This window comes from Novosphingobium clariflavum (assembly GCF_026420865.1).
GTDB classification, from domain to species: Bacteria; Pseudomonadota; Alphaproteobacteria; order Sphingomonadales; family Sphingomonadaceae; genus Novosphingobium; species Novosphingobium clariflavum.
Genome location: NZ_JAPCWC010000001.1, coordinates 194,737 through 215,617, shown reverse-complemented (window position 1 = coordinate 215,617; position 20,881 = coordinate 194,737). Strand labels below are relative to the sequence as shown.

General features: G+C 65.3%; 17 protein-coding genes. 9 read left to right on the top strand and 8 right to left on the bottom strand.

The window, feature by feature from the left end; genetic code table 11:
• The first annotated feature begins 144 nt into the window (after nt 1-144).
• The 6 genes from OKA11_RS00830 to OKA11_RS00805 all read left to right on the top strand — a co-directional run bounded on the left by OKA11_RS00830 (nt 145) and on the right by OKA11_RS00805 (nt 5,710).
• Nucleotides 145-1,161, top strand: a complete 1,017-nt coding sequence (locus OKA11_RS00830; protein WP_267218327.1) for a sugar phosphate isomerase/epimerase family protein — start codon at nt 145-147, stop codon at nt 1,159-1,161.
• A complete protein-coding gene (locus OKA11_RS00825) occupies nt 1,158-2,063 on the top strand; it encodes an alpha/beta hydrolase (protein ID WP_267218326.1) in 906 nt (301 codons plus the stop codon). Before OKA11_RS00830 ends, OKA11_RS00825 begins: the two co-directional genes overlap by 4 nt.
• A complete protein-coding gene (locus tag OKA11_RS00820) occupies nt 2,060-2,455 on the top strand; it encodes a C-glycoside deglycosidase beta subunit domain-containing protein (protein ID WP_267218325.1) in 396 nt (131 codons plus the stop codon). Before OKA11_RS00825 ends, OKA11_RS00820 begins: the two co-directional genes overlap by 4 nt.
• Nucleotides 2,456-2,721: 266 nt before the next feature.
• On the top strand, nt 2,722-4,809 hold the full coding sequence (locus OKA11_RS00815) for a pilus assembly protein TadG-related protein (RefSeq protein WP_267218324.1): 2,088 nt from the start codon (nt 2,722-2,724) through the stop codon (nt 4,807-4,809).
• A 2-nt stretch (nt 4,810-4,811) separates the two neighbouring features.
• Complete coding sequence (locus OKA11_RS00810; protein WP_267218323.1) at nt 4,812-5,294, top strand: TadE/TadG family type IV pilus assembly protein; 483 nt, start codon at nt 4,812-4,814, stop codon at nt 5,292-5,294.
• Nucleotides 5,291-5,710 (top strand): TadE/TadG family type IV pilus assembly protein, encoded by a 420-nt coding sequence (locus OKA11_RS00805; protein WP_267218322.1) that lies wholly within the window; start codon nt 5,291-5,293, stop codon nt 5,708-5,710. The genes OKA11_RS00810 and OKA11_RS00805 overlap by 4 nt, the downstream gene beginning before the upstream one ends.
• Before the next feature lie 157 nt (nt 5,711-5,867).
• On the opposite strand, the gene OKA11_RS00800 is transcribed toward OKA11_RS00805, so the two are convergent.
• On the bottom strand, nt 5,868-6,290 hold the full coding sequence (locus tag OKA11_RS00800) for a hypothetical protein (protein WP_267218321.1): 423 nt from the start codon (nt 6,288-6,290) through the stop codon (nt 5,868-5,870).
• A gap of 191 nt (nt 6,291-6,481) precedes the next feature.
• Here OKA11_RS00800 and OKA11_RS00795 point away from each other — a divergent pair, with 191 nt between their 5' ends.
• Nucleotides 6,482-6,613, top strand: a complete 132-nt coding sequence (locus OKA11_RS00795; protein ID WP_260610462.1) for a hypothetical protein — start codon at nt 6,482-6,484, stop codon at nt 6,611-6,613.
• Here OKA11_RS00795 and OKA11_RS00790 read toward each other — a convergent pair.
• On the bottom strand, nt 6,596-7,225 hold the full coding sequence (locus OKA11_RS00790) for a hypothetical protein (protein WP_267218320.1): 630 nt from the start codon (nt 7,223-7,225) through the stop codon (nt 6,596-6,598). The two genes, OKA11_RS00795 and OKA11_RS00790, sit on opposite strands and share 18 nt — an antisense overlap.
• 377 nt (nt 7,226-7,602) lie before the next feature.
• Here OKA11_RS00790 and OKA11_RS00785 point away from each other — a divergent pair, with 377 nt between their 5' ends.
• Together OKA11_RS00785 and OKA11_RS00780 are read left to right on the top strand one after the other, a co-directional pair.
• Nucleotides 7,603-10,539: a TonB-dependent receptor domain-containing protein gene (locus OKA11_RS00785; protein WP_267218319.1), complete on the top strand. Its 2,937-nt coding sequence runs from the start codon at nt 7,603-7,605 to the stop codon at nt 10,537-10,539.
• Between the two features lie 179 nt (nt 10,540-10,718).
• Nucleotides 10,719-11,609, top strand: coding sequence for a glycoside hydrolase (locus OKA11_RS00780; protein ID WP_267218318.1), 891 nt, complete (start codon nt 10,719-10,721; stop codon nt 11,607-11,609).
• Between the two features lie 951 nt (nt 11,610-12,560).
• On the opposite strand, the gene OKA11_RS00775 is transcribed toward OKA11_RS00780, so the two are convergent.
• The 6 genes from OKA11_RS00775 to OKA11_RS00750 form a co-directional block, all read right to left on the bottom strand.
• The gene (locus OKA11_RS00775) at nt 12,561-13,823 is read right to left on the bottom strand and encodes a purple acid phosphatase family protein (protein ID WP_267218317.1); all 1,263 of its coding nucleotides are present in this window, start codon (nt 13,821-13,823) and stop codon (nt 12,561-12,563) included.
• Nucleotides 13,824-13,834: 11 nt separating this feature from the next.
• On the bottom strand, nt 13,835-17,050 hold the full coding sequence (locus tag OKA11_RS00770; protein ID WP_267218315.1) for a TonB-dependent receptor: 3,216 nt from the start codon (nt 17,048-17,050) through the stop codon (nt 13,835-13,837).
• A 126-nt stretch (nt 17,051-17,176) separates the two neighbouring features.
• Complete coding sequence (locus OKA11_RS00765; protein WP_267218314.1) at nt 17,177-18,142, bottom strand: FecR family protein; 966 nt, start codon at nt 18,140-18,142, stop codon at nt 17,177-17,179.
• Nucleotides 18,142-18,729 (bottom strand): RNA polymerase sigma factor, encoded by a 588-nt coding sequence (locus OKA11_RS00760; RefSeq protein ID WP_267218313.1) that lies wholly within the window; start codon nt 18,727-18,729, stop codon nt 18,142-18,144. Before OKA11_RS00760 ends, OKA11_RS00765 begins: the two co-directional genes overlap by 1 nt.
• Nucleotides 18,730-18,809: 80 nt before the next feature.
• Nucleotides 18,810-20,309 (bottom strand): glycine betaine/L-proline transporter ProP, encoded by a 1,500-nt coding sequence (gene proP / locus OKA11_RS00755; protein ID WP_267218312.1) that lies wholly within the window; start codon nt 20,307-20,309, stop codon nt 18,810-18,812.
• 275 nt (nt 20,310-20,584) lie between these two features.
• The gene (locus OKA11_RS00750; RefSeq protein WP_267218310.1) at nt 20,585-20,713 is read right to left on the bottom strand and encodes a hypothetical protein; all 129 of its coding nucleotides are present in this window, start codon (nt 20,711-20,713) and stop codon (nt 20,585-20,587) included.
• Nucleotides 20,714-20,881: the final 168 nt, after the last annotated feature.

Sequence of the window (20,881 nt, the reverse complement as noted above, 5' to 3'; positions counted from 1 at the left end):
CCAGCGACTTTGCGATCCCGTTTGCCATTCCCTGTGCGATGCGCGCCATCAAGGCGTTGACAACTGCCCCGAGCGGACCATAAAACAGAATTGTAATTCTAATAATGGTGCGCCGTCACGGCCTGCCCGGGAGAAGCCATTTCCATGTCCAAGATCCAGCGGGGCGTCAGCCTCTACAGCTTCCAGGAAGAGATGTTCCTGGGCCAGATGAGCGTGGAGGACTGCGTCGCCTTTGCCGCCTCCATCGGCGCAAACGGCATCGAGATCCTGCCCGAACAGAACATGCCGCGCTTCCCGAACATCGACGACGCCGAAGTCGCCCGCTGGCAGGACATGCTGGAGCGCCACGGCGCCCACTTCACCTGCTACGACATGTTCCTCGACACCAAGCTGCGCAAGGGCGAGACGATGTCGGACGAGGAACAGGTCGAGAGCATCCGCCGCGACCTCTTGCTGTGCAACCGCCTCGGCATCCGCAACATGCGCGTGCTGGTCTTCGTGCGGCCCGACATCCTCGAGAAGTGCGTGCCTTACGCCGAACAGCTCGACGTCCACATGGGCGTGGAAGTCCATGCCCCCTGGCATCTCGAACATGCCTGGATCCTGCGCACGATCGAGGTTGCCGACCGGCTGGGCACGCAGCATCTCGGCATCCTGCCCGACATGGGCATCTTCATGAAGCACTATCCGCCCGAATTCCGCGCCCGCTTCCAGCGGCAGGGCGCACGGCCCGAAGTGGCGCAGTTCATCGTCGACCAGCACGAAGCGAAGATCATGTGCGAATACACGATCTACGAAGTCGCGGTGAAGATGGGCGGCAACAAGGCCGAGATCGCCATGGCCGAAACCCTGCGCCACGCGCCTTTCGCCAACCCCCGGCGGATCAAGGACTATGCCCCCTACTTCAGCCACATCCAGGCCAAGTTCTACGGTATGGCGCAAGACTGCACCGACCCCACGATCGCGTATGACGAAGTGATCCCCGAACTGGTGAAGTGCGGCTGGGAAGGCACGCTTTCGAGCGAATACGAAGGCAACCGCTGGGTCCAGGACGTCATGCCGGTCGACAGCCGCGAGCAGGTCCGCCGCCAGCACGTCATGTTCGAGAACCTCATCGCCCGCGCCGAAGCGACGGCGCAGGCAGGCGCGGCGGTAGCATGATGCGCCGCTCCGCAAGCGCGCTGGCGCTGGCGGCGCTGGCACTCTGCGGCACCCCCGCCCGGGCCCAGCCCGCCGTCAGCCGCGAGACCATCGCCGCGCCGCTCCAGCCCGGCGCCATCGACCTGCCCGTCGCCAAAGGCACGCCGCAGCGCGAGGTCTGGCACCTCGACGGCACCCAGGTCGCCGTCCGCAACGTCACCCGGCCGACGCTGACGCCGGTCCTGCCGGTCGGCCGGGGCACGGGCGCGGCCATGATCGTCGCGCCGGGCGGCGGGTTCCTCGGCCTTGCCATCGAGAAGGAGGGCTGGGACGTCGCCCGCTGGCTGGCCGGGCACGGCATCGCCGCCTTCGTGCTGAAGTACCGCGTGCTGCCGACGCCTGCCGACCAGGCGGTGTTCGCGGGCGAGATGGCCAGCGTCGTGAGGGGCGGCAAGGCCAGCTTCGCACCGCCGGCCGACACCCCCGACCCGGCGCTGGAAGACGCCCGCGCCGCGCTCGCCCTGCTGCACCAGCGCGCGGCGCAGTTCGCCATCGATCCCGACCGCATCGGCATGATGGGCTTTTCGGCGGGCGGCATGCTCACGCGCAGCCTGGCGACTCGCCCAGCCGGCTACATGCCTGCCTTCATCGCCCCGATCTACCCGATGATGAACGCGGTGCCGGTGCCGGCCAACGCGCCCCCGATGTTTGTCGCGCTGGCCAGCGACGACCCGCTGTTCGGCAAGAGCCCGTTCGGGCTTGTCGACAGTTGGCGCGCCGCCGGAAAGCCGGTGGAGTTTCACTATTACACCACTGGCGGCCACGGCTTCGGCCTCGGCAAGCCGGGCACCCCCAGCGAGGGCTGGATGGACCAATTGTACAGGTGGCTGTCCTCGAGCGGCTTCCTGACGGGAGAGAAATGATGTTCGACAAGTACCTGATCGACCCCGCCACGCTGCGCAACACCGGCCCGGAAGGTGCCCCCACCGGCTTCGCCTTCGAGGCCAAGCTCGGCTATTATCGCGGCCTCGGCCTGTCGATGATCGAGAAGCTGGACGTCTCCATCGACGGCGAGGCACTGCCGCGCGACGCGGTGCGGTTCGACGAGGGCGAAGGCCCGCTCTCGCTCGACGAGATGGAAACCGCCTATGACCGCCGCTGGCCGTTCGGCACGCCCGCCACGATCCTGGTCGAGCGCCCCGGCGGCTTCCCCGCAGGCGAGCACGAACTGGGCCTGCTCCAGCAGCTGCGCGTCTCCTACCTGCCCTTCCCTTCGGTCAACACCGATACCAAGACCGTGACGCTCGCCCACTGAGCGAAAGGCTCCGACATGGGAGCGCGCCCTGTGCGTCAGGGCCTCCCATGTCGGAAGCGAACCACCAGGCCCGGGCTAAAAGCGCCCCCGGCGCCCTTTGCGCGATGCCGATCGAGATGCGCCCCGCCCGCACTCCGGTTGCACGCGGCCGCATCGGCGTTGCGCTATATGCAATACTTTGAAATACAAGCTTTCCTTGTTGCACGGGGTGAAACACTGTAGCGCCTGCGCCGGTCATGCCTGTGTTCATCAGTTAACTTTTCTCCATGCGGCTCCCCCCTCCGCCCCCCTTCACCGCCTGGTTCCGCGAGGTACTTGGCACGCTGCAGCGGTGCGGCAGGCGATGGCAGCGCGACACCCGGGGCGGCGTCTCCACCCTGGTGGCCCTGTCGCTGCCGCTGGTGATCGGCGCGGTCGGCCTCGGCTATGATCTCAACGCGGGCTACAACCAGCGCCTGTTCAACCAGCGCGTGGCGGACATGGCCGCGCTCGGTGCCGCGCTCGAATACCGCGCCAGCGAGAGCGCCGACATCGACGCGGCCGCGCGGTCGCTCTCGGTCGCCAACGGCCTGTCGGACGCCACCATCAGGACCGAACTGCTCACCGACTTTCCCAATGCCGGCGACACCTCGGTGCGTGTCACCGTCACCCGCGCAGTGCCCTTCACGCTGGCCGCGGTCCTGGGCTTTACCGGCAGCTACTCGGTCGCCGCCGATGCCGCCGCCATCGTTAGCAGCGAAACGCCCTATGCCGCCCCCTGCTTCCTGGCGCTGAGCAATGCCTCGGACGCGCTGCAGGTCCAGGGCGGCGCCTCGATCGTCGCCTCGGACTGTTCGGTCGCCGCCGTCGGCGACGTCACCAACAACGGCACGCTGATCAAGGCCAGCGACATCATCTCGGGCAACGGCAGCATCACCCTCGGCTCGGGCACGCTGAGCGCCAATTCCCTGCGCTACGCCAACGGCCTCAGCGTTCCGGCGTGGAACACCAACCTGCCGCCCGCAAAAGACCGCCACAACGTCTCCACCGCGCTCGCCGACCCCTGGGCGAACAGCGCCGAACTGCAGGCCGCGATCGCCCAGATCGGCAATCATGCGCCCTTGCCCGCACTGTCCGACCCGGTGACGCCCGCCGGCAGCGAGTGGAACCTGTCGTGGAGCCCGAGCGCGGCCGTCACCGCCTACCGCACCGGGCCCTATACCGGCGAATACGTGATCCCCAAGGGCAACTACACCATCGGCGCCTTCATCGTCGGCGGCGGCATAAAGGTAACCTTCGCCTCCGGCTCGAACATCACCATCGCCAATGGGGTGAACATCGGCGGCGGCTCCACGGTGGACTTCGGCGACAGCAACATCTGGGTGAACGGCGGCTTCAACAGCGGCTCGAACGGGGTCACGATCGGCAACGGCACGCTGTGGATCGGCAGCGGCACGGTGACCTTCAGCGGCACCAACCGGAAGGGCAGCGGCAATGTCACCATCAACGCGCCGGTATCGCTGGGCGGCGGCATCTATCTCGACATGGGCGCGGGCAACCATGCCTTCCGCGCGCTGACCCTCTCGGGCGGCGGCAGTTCGGCGCTGGGCAACGGCGACTTCACGGTGCTCTCGGGCGTCAGTGTCGGCGGCGGCAGCGAACTCGTCGTCGGCAATGGCAATATCGTCATCGGCGCGGCCAGCTCCGGCAATGCGATCACCCTGTCTGGATCGGCCAAGCTGCTGATGGGCGACGGGTCATTCTCGGCGAACGGCCACATCGTCACCGAGGGCGGCAGCCGCATCGTCTTCGGCCAGACCCCGAACCACTACATCGCCGGCAACATGACCATCGCCGGGGCGGCCTATTTCGGTGCCGGACGCTATACCGTGGCCGGCAGCTTCACCAATGGCACCGGCGGCACCACCTGGCCCTACACCTCGCCGCGCACGGGCCTCACCTACGGCGCCAACGGTTCGGGCTACGACATGGTGGGCTATGACGTGTCCTTCGTGCTGTCGGGCGCGCTCAATCTTGCCGGCGGCGCCAAGACCAGGCTTTCCGCCCCTGCCGCCTCGGTATCCGGCGGCGCCATCGGCGGCCTGCTCGTACACACCGGCACGTCCGGCGCAATCACCTGGGGCGGGGGGTCCAGCAACGTGTTCAACGGCGTGGTCCACGTGCCCAATGCCACGGTGACGATGACCGGCGGCAACTCGACCGGGGATTCCGGCAGTTCCGGCACCTGCTTCATGCTGATCGCCGGCAAGATCAAGGCCTCGGGCGGCACCACCGCCGGCTCGACCTGCAAGTCGAGCGCCGCCGGCGCCAGCGGCAGCGACACCACCGCACCGCAGATCAAGCTGGTGAAGTAGCCATGGCCAGGACCACCCTCCCCGCCGACGAGAGCGGCGTCGTCGCCGTCGAATTCGCGCTGTGGAGCACGCTGCTGTTCCTGGTGATCTCGATCGGGCTCGACTTCGCGCTCTACTACATCCAGCGCTCCAAGGTGGACGAAGCGCTTTCGGCCACCGCGATCAGCGCCTTCAACGCGCGCCTCAGCGTGCCCTATGCCGACCTGCCCACCACCATGCGCGCCTTGTCCGAGAACCCGGCGCTGGACGTCGGCCTCAGCTGCAACGGGCAGGCCAATGCCTGCAGCAACACCGCGCGCGAATGTGCCTGCCTGCAGGCGGACGGCACCTATCATGCCCAGGCCTGCGCCTCTGCCTGCTCGGGCATGACCACCACCGCCGGCTACTACCTGACGATCCGCTCCCGCGCGGGCTACACTCCGTTCATGGTGCCGCGCTCGCTGACCGGCGACATCGTGCGGCAGACGACGGTGCGCCTGCAATGATCGCCCGCCGCCTCCGGCGCGACACGCGCGGCGCTACGCTGATCGAGTTCGCGATCGTCGGCCCGGTGCTGATCTTCATGCTGATCGGCCTGATCGAGACCGGACGGTTCCTGTGGAGCCAGCATGTGCTGAAGGACGTCGCCTACGCGACCGTGCGCTGCATGAGCGTCTCGGCCGATTGCGCCACCAGCCAGACCCGGCTTGCCTATGCCGCCAACCGGGCCGCGAACGAGGGGCTGAGGGTCGCCGCCAGCAACGTGACGATCACCGAGAACACCGCCTGCAAGGGGCTGACCGGCGCCAACCGCGTCGCCATCACGATCCCCTACAGTTCCGCGCTGACCGGCTTCATCCCCGCCGCCCCCACCACGCTTTCCGCCGAAGCCTGCTTCCCCGTCCTTCCGAGCGGGGACTAGAGCGTTTTTCGAACGGAGCGGAACACGCAGTGACTCGGAAAAACGCGGAAAACTTAGAGCGTTTTTCGAACGGAATGGAACACGCAGTGACTCGGAAAAACGCGGCGAACAAAGAATCTTTAGAGCCCGATGTGATACAATCAGATCGCAAAACGCTCTAGGCGGCCTCGCGGTAGTCCTCCTGGCCATGCCCGCAGCCGTCCTCGAAATCGAACGCGTACGCACTCGGGACATTCGCCGAAATTCCCGCAAACAGCACCGCCAGCGCATCGAACTGGCCGCGCGAGAAGCCTGCCGTGCGGAACCGCTGGAACGGCTCGGCGGCAATGCGGCCTTCGCGCAGCAGGATCGCCGTCACCCGCAGCACTTCCAGCCGGTCGTTCGCCAGGCAGAAGTTGAACGGCGCCCCGAACACCAGTGCCCGCCAGCCGCGCCGCCTGCGCTTGTCGAAGGCGATCGAAGCCAGCGGATCACGCGCGGCCAGTGCCAGGACGCTGCGCTCCTGCTCATCGAACAGGGCCAGCGGCGAAGCGGCAACGCCAGCCTCGGGCGCCGCGTTCCTGGCCGCGACCACTTTCATCCCCGCGTGTTTCTTGTCTTGCGTCATGGACACGGCCGTACCGGACGGCGCCAGGCGCGGTTAGTCCCGCGGCGGACGACAAGTTGTTGCCACAGCGGATACAATCGCCAGACATCGTCAAGCGGAAATGGCCATGAGTGTGAGCGGATTTGCCCGCAACCACCGGCACGCCAAGCTGCTAGAACGACGCCATGAGCACGATCGAAAACGCCCTCGCCCTGCCTTTGCAGCGCAATGTCAACCTGGTGCAGCTGGCCGCCGGCAGCACTGTCGCCGCCACCGGCGCACTTCTCGCGCTGGGTCAGCTATTCGCCCATTTCTGAGCCGCCGCGCACGCGCCGGAACTGCATCTCCCCTTCGGCACGATGCAAGGTGAGCACGTCGCCCGCCACTTCGGCGTAGCTGCCGGTCATGTCGACGACCCCGAAATCGCCCGGTGACAGCAGGAAGATCGCCACTGTCCCGTCCTTGGGATTGAGCGGAAGCGGCGGCGACTGCAGACGGACGGGCGCCATGCTGAACGTCACGGAACGGGCGATGTGCCCGTCGTCGCCAGGCACGACAAAGGGCCCGCCCGCCATATAGGAAACCAGCGGATCGCCCTTGTCGTAGTCGATCCGCAGATCGACTCCCGGCATGTCGCGGCCGTCAGGCGTCAGCAGGCGCAGGGCAAACGGCTCCCCCGGCGCGCTTTCCACCTTTCCTGCGGTGATCGTCGGCGCCACCGGCCGCGGGTCGCTTTCGAATTCGATCCGGTTGCCGACCCATCGCCAGCGCCCCTGCGCCGTCTCGTCCAGCGCGCCGACGGTGAGGCCGTAGAGAAACCTGCCGTCCGCCTGCAGGCGGATCCCGGCAACAAGCTCCATCTCCGAATGGGAATAGTCCCCCGCGGCAGAGGGCTGGTCCTGCGCCTGCCCCTGCGCCTGACCCAGCACCGGGGCGCACGCTGTCCAGAGCCCCAGGGCGCAAGCAAGCCCGCGCCCCCTGTCCGACCATACCATTGGCGCCGCCTCCCAAGTTCCAACCCCCGGCACTCTAGGCCGTAAACTCATAAACGGCACGATTCGAAGCTCCGAAATCCCATTTCGGTCGTCCACGCGCGGTACTCGGACGGCCCGCATACCAGGCACGTTCCGTACCGATCCGCCCCTCTTCCGCGCCCTTTCCCGCAGCTGGCAGCCCTGACGACAGAGGGTGCGCTTTGCCCAAACGATTGAAACCCAACTGCTACTTGACATTCACAAACCTGTAATATGGTATACGATTTACCGTAGACTCGAATGTCGGCGGTAAAAACAGGGAGCAGATTGTTATGAAGTCCAGGGGAACGTCCCGGGCAGTGTTTCGCAGCGCCTTGCTGCTGAGCTGCCTCAGCCTGTCTACCACCGCGCTTGCGCAGGACCTGTCTGATGACGCCTCTGCGAGCGGCGACGGCACCGCGCAGGCGAACGACATCGTCATCACCGGTTCGCGCATCCGCCGCGCCGCCACCGACAGCCCGTCACCCATCGCCGTCGTCGATGCCGACCAGATCAAGGCCGCCGGCACCCAGAACATCGTCGATGTCGTCAACCAGTTGCCCGCACTGGCGGTGACGCAGACCAACCAGACCAGCAACCTGGCCGGCAACGCCGGCATCAACGCGCTCGACCTTCGCGGCATGGGCACGCAGCGCACGCTCGTGCTGGTCGACGGCCGCCGTCAGGTCGCGGCGATCCCCGGCACCTCCGCGGTTGACCTCAGCAACATTCCCTCCAGCCTCGTCCAGCGCGTGGAAGTGATCACCGGCGGCGCCTCGGCGCTCTACGGCGCCGACGCGGTGGCGGGCGTCGCCAACTTCATCCTCAAGAAGGACTTCTCGGGGATCGAGGCCAATACCCGCTACAGCGCCTCGACCCGCGGCGACATGGACACCTACGGGTTCGACATGCTGGCCGGCGCCAACTTCGCCGATCATCGCGGCAACGTCACGCTATACGGTTTCTACGAGAACACCCCCGGCACCGTCAGCGGTTCCGACCGCCCGTGGACGGCGGACGGCTACCCGCTCTACTCGCGCGCCAATCGCAACAGCCCCTATGTGGTGCAGGACCATGTCCGCAACATCAACACCTCGGATTCGGCGCAGGTCGTGCTGGGCGGCAAGCTCTATGCGATCGACCGCACGACCGGCGCCCTGCGCGATCCGATCCTCGGCCCCGGCGGCCTCGTCAATGCCGTGCCGGTCGATCTCAATACCGCGACCGACCCGCTCGGCACCCTGCTGACCGACGGCGGCGAATACAACGGCCGCTACGACGGCTGGTATCTCTCGGTCCCCTCGCAGCGCATCAACACCCGCGCCTCGGTCAGCTTCGAGGCCAGCGACGCGCTCAAGCTCTTTGCCAACGCCACCTTCGCGCACAACAAGTCCGAGGCCGGCTACCTGCAGATGACGGCGTTCGGCACCGACGTGGTCCCCGCCGACAGCCCCTACATCACCGATGCGATCAAGGCGGCCAGCGGCGGCACCGTGCCGGCCGGCGGCGTCCAGTTCGCGCGGCGCTTCATGGAACTGCCCGCGCCGACGACCGAATACGACCGCACGCTGTTCCAGGCCGTGGCCGGCGCCGAGGGTGACTTCACCCTGTTCTCCAAGCCCTGGAACTATTCGACCTACTACTCCTACGGCAAGACCACCCAGAAGGTCCGCGACGTCAATTCGACCGCCTACGACCGCTGGTACAACGGCCTCGACAGCACCACCGACGCCAACGGCAACGCCATCTGCCGCAGCACCCTCACCGACCCCGGCAACGGCTGCGTGCCGATCAACCCGCTGGTCACCCTGACCCCGGAGATGATCGACTACATCACCTATACCTCGCACTGGTCGAAATCGACGCTGACCCAGCAGGTGCTTTCGGGCTACGTCACCGGCGGCCTGTTCGACCTGCCGGGCGGCGCGGTGCAGGTCGTGCTCGGCGGCGAATACCGCAAGGAGCGCAACGACATCGGCGCGATCCCCGAGTACAATCCGGACAGCCCGCTCTACGATCCCACGATCGGCACCACCGCCAGCACGCTGGTCGGCAAGTATTCGGTCAAGGAAGTCTACGGCGAACTCCACGTGCCGATCCTGAAGGGCACGCCGTTCTTCGACACGCTGTCGCTCGACGGCGCGCTGCGTCTCTCGGACTACAGCACCGCCGGTTCGACCACGACCTGGAAGGTCGGCGGCGAATGGGCGCCGATCCGCGACATCCGCTTCCGCGCGACTTACGGCCAGGCGGTGCGCGCGCCCAACATCGGCGAACTCTACACCGCCAACAGCGTCTCGGGGCTGTGGATCACCGATCCCTGCAACGCCTACAACCTGCAGTATCGCTCCACCCGTACCCAGTACACCGCAGCCAACTGCGCCGCGATCAACCCGGCCGACACTGCCAGCTACTGGCTCTACCGCGACATCATCGCCAGCGGCAATCTCGACCTCAAGCCCGAGACTGCCAAGACGCTGACGATCGGCGCCGTGCTCCAGCCGCGCTTCGTGCCCGGCCTGTCGTTCACGGTGGACTACTACAACATCGACCTTCGCAACGCGATCGACGCCTTCGGCGCGCAGACCCTGATCGAGAAGTGCGTGGACCAGCCCACGCTCGACAACATCTTCTGCCCGCTGATCCAGCGCGATGCCAACGGCAACCTGGAATCGGTCAAGACCCAGAAGCTCAACCTCGCGCAGTACCTGACGCGCGGCATCGACTTCGGCCTGGCCTATTCGCTGCCGCTGGAGCGGATCGGGCTGGGCGCCAATGCGGGCACGCTGTCGCTGGACGCCAACTACACGCGCCTGCTCAACCGCCGCTACACGCTCGACCCCGCCGATCCCAACTCGATCACCGAATATGCCGGGATCTTCGGCTCGCCCAAGTGGAAGGGCGTAGTGCGTACCAGCTACAACCGTGAAGGCTTCAACTTCACCTGGACGCTGCGCCACTTCTCGCCGATGAAGTCCAGCACTTCGATCACTTCTGCACAGTACAGCAAGGTGTGGACGCCGGACGTCTTCTACAACGACTTCTCGGCATCGGTTCCGCTGACGGACTTCATCGAACTGTCGGGCGGCCTCAACAATGCCTTCGACCGCAAGCCGCCGCGGATCCCCGGCGCCGAAGCGGGCGGTGCCAACTTCGAGCTGAGCTACCAGTCGGGCGTCTACGACGTCATCGGCCGGACATTCTTCCTCTCGCTGCGGTTCCACCGCTAGAGCGTTTTTCGATCAGGTGGAAACACCTGATGACTATGAAAACGCGTAAAACCATAATCTTGGAGCAGTTGATCCGATGCAGTCGGATTGGAAGCTGCTCTAAGGGAGGCCGGTACCGCTCCGGGAGCACCTACGCTTCCGGAGCGGCACCCCCTTTTCCCTTCTTCAAGACAAGAGCGATGCCCCACCCATTCCCGCGCGGCCTGCTGGCCCTTTCGCTTTGGACGGCGCTGGTCGCCGCCTCACCGGACACCCCCGTGACTGGCGCCGCAGTCGCCCCGCCGCCGGCCTCGCTCGGTCTCGATCCCTTCTACGCCAAGTATCTCGATGCCGCCGGGATCCCGGTCGTCTCGTCCGCGAAGGTTCCCGACGAGGCCCTCAGGGTGGCGCGCGACATCGTGCTGGCCGAAACCGCCAAGCGCCCCGACATCCAGGCGGAACTGGTGCGCAGCGGCGCGCGCGTCGGCGTCATGGCGATCGACGAGGGCACCATGGACCTGCCCGAACAGCGCGACTGGAAAAAGCCCGCCGCCGACGATCCGCGCCTGACCCCGTGCGAACGGGCCAACTACGCCGGGATCGCGGCAATGACCGATGCCCAGTACTGGAACGCCCGCGCGCGCGGCATGGGCGGCCTTTACACCACCGGCGCCGCCGAGAACCTGCTCGCGGTGCCGGGCACGCGCTATTACGGCGAGAACATCCTCGTCCACGAATTCTCGCACAACATCCTCTCGGCGGTGGAGCGCATCGACCCGGCGCTCTACCACCGCGTCGAACAGGCCTACCGCCACGCTCTCGACCAGGGCCTATGGAAAGGGGACTATGCCTCGGTGACGATCCAGGAATACTGGGCGGAAGGCACCCAGTTCTGGTTCAATTCCAACATGGCCTATCGCCACGACGGTAAAGTGCTGCTGTCCGACCGCGACCTGCGCGCCTACGACCCGATGCTCCACGCGGTTCTCGCCGAAGTCTACACCCCCAGCCACCGCATCGCCGCGGACGCGTTCCACGACCACCCCGCCCGCCTGACCCCGCCCAGACCGCGCAAGGCAAACGCCTGCTGACGCCGGTGCGTCTATTCGTCGCGGTCCATCGTCTGGCGGCAGGGGACTGGACGGCTCTAGGGCGCGTGGACAAATTCGGGCGGCCGTTTACGCCCCGTTGCTGACATTCACCGAAAGGCGCACGTTGTCACCGAGACGGTCATAGCGGGCGGTAGTGCACTATCGGTCGGAAGGATACCTTATGAATACTGCAATACGGCTGCTGGTTCTCATTCCCGCAGCGGCCATTTGCGCGGTCATCGCTTTTCTTGGCATGGGGTTCGCGGGTCTAAATGTAGCGTCGGTGACTTTGGCTATTGTCATCACTATCACACCGATCGCCTTGATCGTATGGACTGTAACGGACCATCGCAAGAGGACCCGAAACGGCAACTAACTACGCTCTTGGGCCAAAATCCTGTCGGATCGCAAGCGTCCCATTGCAGGCATCCTGCGTTTGAAGCATATCCGTGCGGATGGCTTCCGGATCATGAACGACAAGCACAAATGGAAATCCCGCGATGGTTTCTGTGGCAGTTCGCGGCGTGGCTCGTTACGGGACTTCCGTTCCAATGGTTTATTACGGCTTTCAACGGTCTGTCATTTTTCTCGTTGCCCGATGCGCCGGGGCATAACGGCCCATCGCTACCAGCTTGGGTTCTGGTGATAATTTTTCTTTATCACCCAATCCTGACCGCTCCGGTTGCGGTTTGGTCTGCCTTTTCTCATCGCGAGCGGCTTTAAACGGACTTTGTCTCGCCCTTAGGGCGGCTGCGGTGATGCCCGACAATAGAATGTCGGCTTCCCACCCAAAACAGACCAAACCCGCCCGGCCTGAGCTTGTCAAAGGCCCCGAAGCGGGGCGCTGAGCCCCCATGCTTCGACAAGCTCAGCATGAGCGGAGTGTTGGGGCAGCGTCCGCTTCCCACCCAACTTGGTCGCGCCGTTCTCCGCTGAATGTGTCCACGCCGCCTAGCGTTTACGAAGCGTCACGACATCCAGATCCTCACCCGTCGCGGTATAGGCATGATACGTCAGCGCGTCCGGGCTCACGTCGATCACCTGAAACGCCTGGGTGCGCGAGGCCGACTTGCGCGCCCAGGGCAGCGCGCCGACATCGTACATCTTGGGCCCCGCCACCGAGACGGCGTACGTCGCCCCTTCCCCATCGGCCACGGGACCGTCGATGCCGATCGCGCCGCGGGCATATCCATGATCATGCCCCTGCAGGACAAGGTCGACGCGGTACTTGTCGATCAGCGGTTTCAGTGCCGCCCGCACCCTGGGATTGTCCCTGTCGGGATCGCTGGAAAACAGCGGGAAGTGCAGGAACATGACCGTCCAGCGGTTCGGGTTGTCGGCCAGCAGCCCCTCGAGCCATTTCACGATCGCCTTGCGGGCGCTTTCGTCGCGGTCCACCTGCATGGAATCGATCGAGATCAGGCGCAGCCCCTGATAATCGGTGTACCAGTTGGTTTCCCGCCCGGCCGGCACGTCCGCCGGGCCATCGTCCGGCAGCGTGAACTGGCGGCGCCACTGCCCGGTGATCGAGGAGCCTGCCCGTGCGGTTTCATCCTTCACATATTCATGGTTTCCCGGCGTCGGCATCTGCGGCGTCTGGGCATAGAGGAACCCGCCCGAGGCGAACCATTCGCCCCACTCCGCGTCGCTATCGTGCCGATTGACCAGATCGCCGGCGTGGATCACGAAAGCCGCATCGCCCGCCCGCCGGAACGCCATGCGCAAGGTGCGCGAGGCTTCGGACAGGATGTTGTTCTGCATGTCCCCCATGTAAATGAAGCGGAACGGCGCCGCCTCCTTCTTCGCGGTGCGGAACTGGAACCATTCGGACCAGTGCGTGCCGTCTCCCACGCGGTAGGCATAGACGGTATCGGGATCGAGCCCCTTCAGGACCGCCGAATGATAGGCAGCGCGAAAGGCAGGATCCTCGCGCACCGGCAAAGTCGCCTCGTCCGTGCTTGCGGCCTGCGACATCGGCGTCTTCACATAGTCGGGGCCGCTGGTGGCGCGGGCATATTGCACTTGCCCCGTCGATCCCGGCGCGGAACGCCAGGTCACCGCCATCTCGGTCGCTGACCTCGCGGTGAGGTTGAGCACGATACGCTCGGGCGCGATGGTCGCCGCCGCGAGCGGCACGGGCGTGTCCTGCGCATGCAGTGCGGTGGGAATGGCCGCGCCCAGAAGCAGGGCGCCGGCCAGGATGCGGATGGTCATCGCGGACACCTTCAGAAGATCAGGTTGAAGCCGAGCGAGATCGTGCGCCCGTTCTTGATGTAGGCGCGGCTCGCCCCGGTTCCGGACGATACGGTTTCCCAATAGGTATGCGCATCGAAGAGGTTCTGGACCTGCAGCTGCACCGAGGACTTCTTCAGGAAGGTCTTGCGCAAGGTCAGGTCCACGAAGCTATAGGCCTGCTCATAAGGGTTGTTGCCGAAGTCCTGGATGCCGCCCATGAACTTCGACTGGTAGTTCCATGCCCCGTAGACTTCCCAGCCCTTGCGTTCCCAGAACAGCTGGAGGTTGGCGATGGTATCGGGCGTCTCCATCAGCGGCAGCGTATAGCCTTCCGGATGCCACGACAGGCCGGTCACCGCCTTCGAGCGTTGCAGCGTCAGGTTGCCGCCCACGCCCAGCGAACCGAGCACGCCCGGCAGCCAGTGCAGCAGCTGTTGAGCGCTGAATTCAACACCGTAGACTTCAGCCCATTTGCCATTGTTCGGCATGGAGATCGCCACGCCTTCGGGGTTCACGTTCTCGCCAAGGGTTCCGTCGCGGATGTTGCTGGAGAAGGAACGGAAGAGGAAGTTGGTGATGTGCTTGTAGTAGAGCGCAACCGAATAGGCCCCGGTCCTGCCCGCATAGTGCTCCAGCGACATGTCGAGGTTCAGCGAGCGCATCGGCTTCAGGTCCGGATTGCCCTGCGAAATCGACGTCAGGATCCATTGCGAGATCGGATTCTGCTCGCCGTCGCCATCGGGATCGGTGTCATAGCCATATTCACGCGCCGAACTCATGCGGGCGATGTCCGGGCGCGCGAAACTGGTCCAGACCGCACCGCGCAGCTTGGTCTTGCCGTCCAGGTCGTAGTTGACATGGACCGAGGGCAGCAGGTTGGCGAAGCTGGAACTGTCGGTGGTGTAGCGCTGGCCCTGCACCTGGTCGAGGTTGTAGGCCTCGATCCGGTTGCGCGTGCCTTCGAGGCGCAGACCGGCGATCACCTGTGCCCGCCCCAGGCGCGCGGTGGCCATGGCATAGCCGGCGATCACGCGTTCGTTGAAGCGGAAGCTGTCCTCGTCGGAAATCTCGGCATTGGCCGGGTCGACCGCGAAACCTTCGAAGATCGTGCTTTCGCCCTTTTCCGCGCGCTGGAGTTCGGCCAGCATGCTGGAATTGTCGATCGTCGTGCCCAGCCGATAGAGGCCGCTGTAGGCGCCGCCGAACAGGCTGGTGACGTTCTTGCCGAAGAAATCGGAAAAGTCCGCCATGGTGCCGTCGGCTTCCAGTTCGAGGAACGATCCGGAAAACGTGTGACGGCGCGAATCGTAGAACTTGCCGCCCGCCTTGATCGATTCCAGCCAGGAAATGTCGGGCTTCCACTCGACGTTGAACTGGGCCTGCCAAAGCTTCTCGCGGCTGCCCCCCACTTCGCCTTCAAGACTGCTGAAAGCATATTGCGACGGGTCCTGCACCGCCTCCATGCCGGCGGCATTCAGCAGCCACTTGGGGAAACGGGCATCGTCGGCGCTGCTGAACAGCACCCCGGTGTTGCCCAGCCAGCCGTATTTGTCGCTGCGGAATTCGAGCGTATAGCCGTCGTCCAGATTATCCTGCGACTGCGAATAGGACACGTCGTAGTCGAGCGTCACCGTGCCGAACCGGGAAATACCGCCGACGTTTGCAGTCGCAAGGTTGCCGCTCTCGTTGGTGGCTTCCCAAAACCGCCGCAGACGGAAACCCTGCGGGTCCCAGGTGCCCGATCCCCCGTAGAGGCTGTAGAACGACTTGCTCTTGCGGTCGGCATCGGTGATCAGGCCGTCGCCATCCTGATCGACGATCTGCGCGGTGGTATACCCGTAGATGCGGCCCAGCGTGTCGTCATAGCCGACGACGTTGTCGTCCGGCTGGGCAAGGCTGACATTGGCGGAAACGACCTGCACCAGCCGGGTCGAATTCCGGCTGGTATCATTGCGAAAGTTCAGCCGGTTGAGGAATTCCTTCTTCTGGTACTTATTGTACTGGCCGCGAACGTGGAAATCGTGGTGATCCGAGCGATAGTCGATGCTGGTGTTGAAGCCCCAGCGCCGCACGTCGGTTTCGCCGAAGCCCAGGTCCATGCCGCGCATCACGAAGCGGTTGGGATCCCAGCCCAGCGTCTCGCTGTCCGAATACCAGGTGTCCGGCTGGTTGTCGCCGTCGACGCCGTTCTGCTCGAACTGCGACTTGCGGTGGCTCCAGTTGCCCGAAACATAGACGCCGAAATTGTCGCTGAACTGGCGCGCCACGGCGCCGGAAACCTGCCCGTATTTGCGGTGATCGTACTTGTCGAGCATGCCTCCTTCGGCCGACAAACGCACGTACCTCGGATCCTGATCGAAGGCGGTGGGGGTGGAGATGTCCACCGATCCGCCCAGCGCATCCCCGTCGCGATCGGGCGTCAGCGTCTTGTAGACGGTGATCTGCTTGATCCCGTCCGGCGGCAGGACCGAGAGGCGCACGCCGCGGTAGAAGTTGTTGTCCCGCGAACCGGCGCCGCCAAGGCGCACGCCGTTGATCGAGTAGTTGTTCAGCTCGGTCGAAAGCCCGCGTACGGTGATGCGGTCGCCCTCACCGGTAGTGGCGTCGCGCACGGCGTTGACGCCGGGCATGCGCGCCAGCGCTTCGGAGACGTTGTTGGCGGGCAGCTTGCCCATGTCGTCCGCGGTGATAGTGTCGGACACGGTATCGTTGTTCCGCTTGGTCTCCAGCGAACGCTCGACGGCCTCGATGTAGCCGGTCACCACGATGTCCTCGCTGGCCGGCTCCACCGGTGCAAGCTGGGCCCCGGCAGGCTCGAACGTCGCCGCACGACGGGGCGGCGATGCCACTGCCGCAGGGGTCACGGCAACCGGCAGCGGCTTGACGATGATCGTGCCGCCGCGGCGCTGGGCGGCGACATGGGCGCCATCGATCAGGCGCGCCAGTGCCGATTCCGCCGACATGGTGCCCGAGATCGCCTGGCTGCGACGCCCCCGCAGCGCATCGGGCGAGGCGGCCACGGGGGTTCCGGTCACCCGCGAAAATTCCTGCAAGGCCCGCGCCAGGTCCTGCGAGGGAATCGCGAAAGCATAACGATGGGCATCCGCGGCCTGCACTTGCGGTGCAATGGCCAGACCGGCAGCCAGACCACCCATGGTCAAGGCGAGCGAAGACACCCCGGCAAAGCGCCCAGTAAAACGAAACATCGAAGAAAACCCCCTGTCAGTACAAACTGTTCAAGCGGCAGACGCACCAGCACGAACAATCCCGACAAAATAATTTTCTTACATTCCCGTGGCTTTACTATGAAAAAAAGATGACACAGCGACTTGTCACCGAACCACTAGGTAGCGATCCGCCATCCGCTGCCAGCGAAGATCGTGCAGCGCGCCGATCGCGTCCAGAACTTCTTCGGGCCGCGCGGTGCGGAAGCGGCCGGTCACCTGCAATTCGCCAAGTCCGGCATCGGCCAGCACGATCGGATGCGCGGCATTGCGGTTCACGTGCTGGATCAGTTGCCAGATCGGCGTGTCGTTGGCTTCGTACCAGCCATCGGTCCAGGCCGGGCGGGTGCCGGTGACGTCACGCAGGCTGCGCACGCGCTGCCCGATCAGCTCCAGTCCGGTGCCCGCCGGCAACCGCCATTCCCGTCCGGCGCCGGCTTCGACACTGACCAGGCCGCGATAGACCTGGATCACGTGCGTCGCCGCATCGACGCGGTCCACGTCGAAGGCAGTGCCCAGCACGGAAATCCGCGCCGTGCCCGTGTCCACCGTGAAGCTGCGCCAGCTTTCATGCGCCACGTCGAAAAAGGCCTCTCCCCGCGCAAGCTCGACCTGCCGCGACCATGGCGTGATGCGGAAACGGATCCGGGTATCGCCATCGAGGCGAACGCGCGATCCATCGGCCAGCACCACGTCCCGGGTCACGCCGCGCGGCGTGGAAAAGCGGGACTCGCGCACCAGCATCGCCGGCATGAGCATCGCCACCAGGACCGCGCAGCCCGCCATCGCCAGAAACGCGGCCATCCTCGTGTAGCGGGGCGTACTCCAGTGCGCCGATGGCACCTCGTCTTCCTCGGCAGCCGCTTCAACTTCGCCTGCCGCGCATGCCATGCCCTGAGCCAGCCCCTCGCAGTGCCACAAGGCACTCAGCCGGGCATAGCTGTCGCAATGCCGCGGATCGGCCAGGATCCACCGATCGAACGCAGCGGCATCGGCAGCGTCGAGCACCGGGCTGTTCATGCGGTCGACCCACCGTGCGGCCTGAAGTTCGATGCCTTCGCCCTCGCCCGGCATCACGCCTCTCCCCCCAGGTCGATCCCGGCTTTTTCCAGAGCCTTGCGCAGATCGACCATCCCGCGGGTAATATGCTTTTCAACGGCCTTGGCGCTCATCGAAAGGTCATCGCCGATGGCCCTGCAACTTTCCTGATTGACCCGGCGGCGGACCAGCACTTCTCGCCGCAAGGCGGGCATCCGCCGCAGGCAGCGATGGAACACCTCGATGGCGCGGCGGGAATCGAGCACACGTTCGAGCGAAGGCTCCTCGCTCTGCCAATCGTCGTCCACTTCTTCCGACAGCCGGCTATCGCGGCGATAGACATCGACCAGCAGATTGTCCGCGATCCGGAACGCCAGCGCGAAAATGCTGCCCACCTGCTCTGCCTGCAGGATGTCGATGAGCCGCGTCACGGTCTCCTGTGCGATGTCCTCGGCAACGTCGGGCCGCGCCCCCCGGCCGCGCACGAACCGCAGCACCGCGGCGCGGATGGTGTCCCAATCGCGCCCTTCGGCGTCACCCTCGCGCCCTTCGGCGTCGCCGCCGCGCCTCCTGTCGGCGGCAGGTTCGTGCGCGCCTGACGCCTCCTTGATCGAAACCAGCACGGCTGCCCCCCGTTCGGAAAGCGATGCGGTTAGTCAAAGAGCATGACAGTTTGACTATGCGCTGCGCGGCGCGGCGGGTTTCACGCGGCACTGGCCGTCGCGGCCGCCCCCGCATGGACCGCCGCGCCGCCCTCGCCCGGCAGCGCCCGGTCGACGGTTACCGGATCGTCACCCTGCACGAGGGCCACGGCTTCCGCCTTCGTTTCCACCGCCGGCGGCGATCCGCGCAGCGGCATCCCGGCGGTCTCCTTCACCGTCAGCATGGTGGCAAGACCGATCGCCGCGGCGCCCATCAGGTAATAGGCCGGCATCAGCGGATCGCCGGTCCGCTCGACCAGCCAGGCGGTGATCAGCGGCGTCGTACCGCCGAACAGCGACACCGATACGTTGAACGCGATCGACAGCGCGCTGTAGCGCACCGGCGTATAGAACAGCGCCGGCAGCGTCGCCGGCATGGAACTGGTGAAGCAGACCAGCGCCAGGCCCAGCAGCATCAGGCCCAGGAAGATCAGCCAGTCGTTGCCCGTGCCGATCAGCAGCATGCAGGGGATCGACAGGGCGATCAGCGCGGCGCAGGCGCCGATGATCATCGGACGGCGCCCGATCCGGTCGCTGAAGAGGCCGCCCACCACGTTGAGCGGCATCATCACCACCATCACCAGGATGATCAGCAACAAGCCCTTGCTCTGCGCATAGCCCATGGTGACGCTGAGATAGTTGGGCATGTAGGTGAGCAGCATGTAGTCGGTGACGTTGAAGACGAGAACCAGGCCCATGCACTTGAGCAGTTGCGTCCGGTGTACGCGGAACAGGTCGCCCAGCTTCGGACGCCCGGCCTCGCGCTTGTCCACTTCGTCGGCATAGGCCTGGAATGCCGGCGTTTCCTCCAGCTTCAGCCGCATGTAGAGGCCCAGCAGGCCAAGCGGCCCCGCGATCAGGAACGGAATGCGCCAGCCCCACGCCAGCATATCCGCAGGCGTGAGCAGCATCTGGAGAGCGGTGACCGTGCCGGCGCCGGCGATGTATCCGCCAAGCGTGCCGAATTCCAGCCAGCTGCCCATCTGCCCCCGGCGGCGGTCCGTCGAATACTCGGCGATGAACGTCGCCGCGCCGCCGTATTCGCCCCCGGTCGAGAAGCCTTGCAGCAAGCGTGCGGCCAGCAGCAGGATGGGCGCCGCCATGCCGATTTGCGCGTAGGACGGAATAAGGCCGATGGCAAAAGTGCCCGCCGCCATCAGGATCATCGTCAGCGCCAGGATCTTGTGCCGACCGTAACGGTCCCCAAGCGGTCCGAACACCAGCCCTCCCAGCGGGCGGACAAGGAAGGCGGCCGTGAAAGTCGCCAGCGTGGCGATCAACTGTGCAGTCGGGCTGCCGGAAGGGAAGAACACCTGCCCCAGCGTGATCGCAATGTAGCCGTAAACGCCGAAATCGAACCATTCCATTGCATTGCCAAGCGCAGCGGCGCCCACGGCACGGTTGAGAGTGGATCGGTCGACGACGGTAATATCGGCAATGTGCAATTCGCTGCTACGTTTGAACCAGCCGAATTTGGCGCTGTGCGCCGGTCTGTCGGACATGTTTTTCTCCGTTCCCGCCGAAAGCGGGCGCGAAATGGCGCACCCGGCACATGGCGGATGAGGCCGATGTTCGACCATGGATCTGAAGCGACGCCGAGAAGCGGCATCTAGCGGGTCCGGGCGCCTCTAGACGGATAATCGCATGGATGGGGACAGTGATGGACGAGCCGTGCAGCAGCCGGGGCAGGACGATCCCGCGCTGCACGACATGTTTAGAGCGTTTTCCAATCAGGTGGACTCACCTGATGACTCTGAAAATGCGTAAAACCAACATCTTAGAGCAGCTTATCCGACGCGATCGGATCGGAAACTGCGCTAAGGCGGCGCAAGTGCGTGCAGACGATGATCGAGGCGGGACCGCCCTGGCAGAGCGGCGTGAACACGGTGCCTGCGGGGTGACACACGCGGTCGCATCACTGTGCACGCACGGCTCGCCGCGAGGCCGTGCCCGAAGCCGCATGACGGAAAAAATTACGCAGCAGCAACAAGGCCCGGACCGGAACCGCGGCTCACCCCGGAAAAGTATACCAATACAGGGGGATAATGCACGAACACCGGCAACAACACCGCCC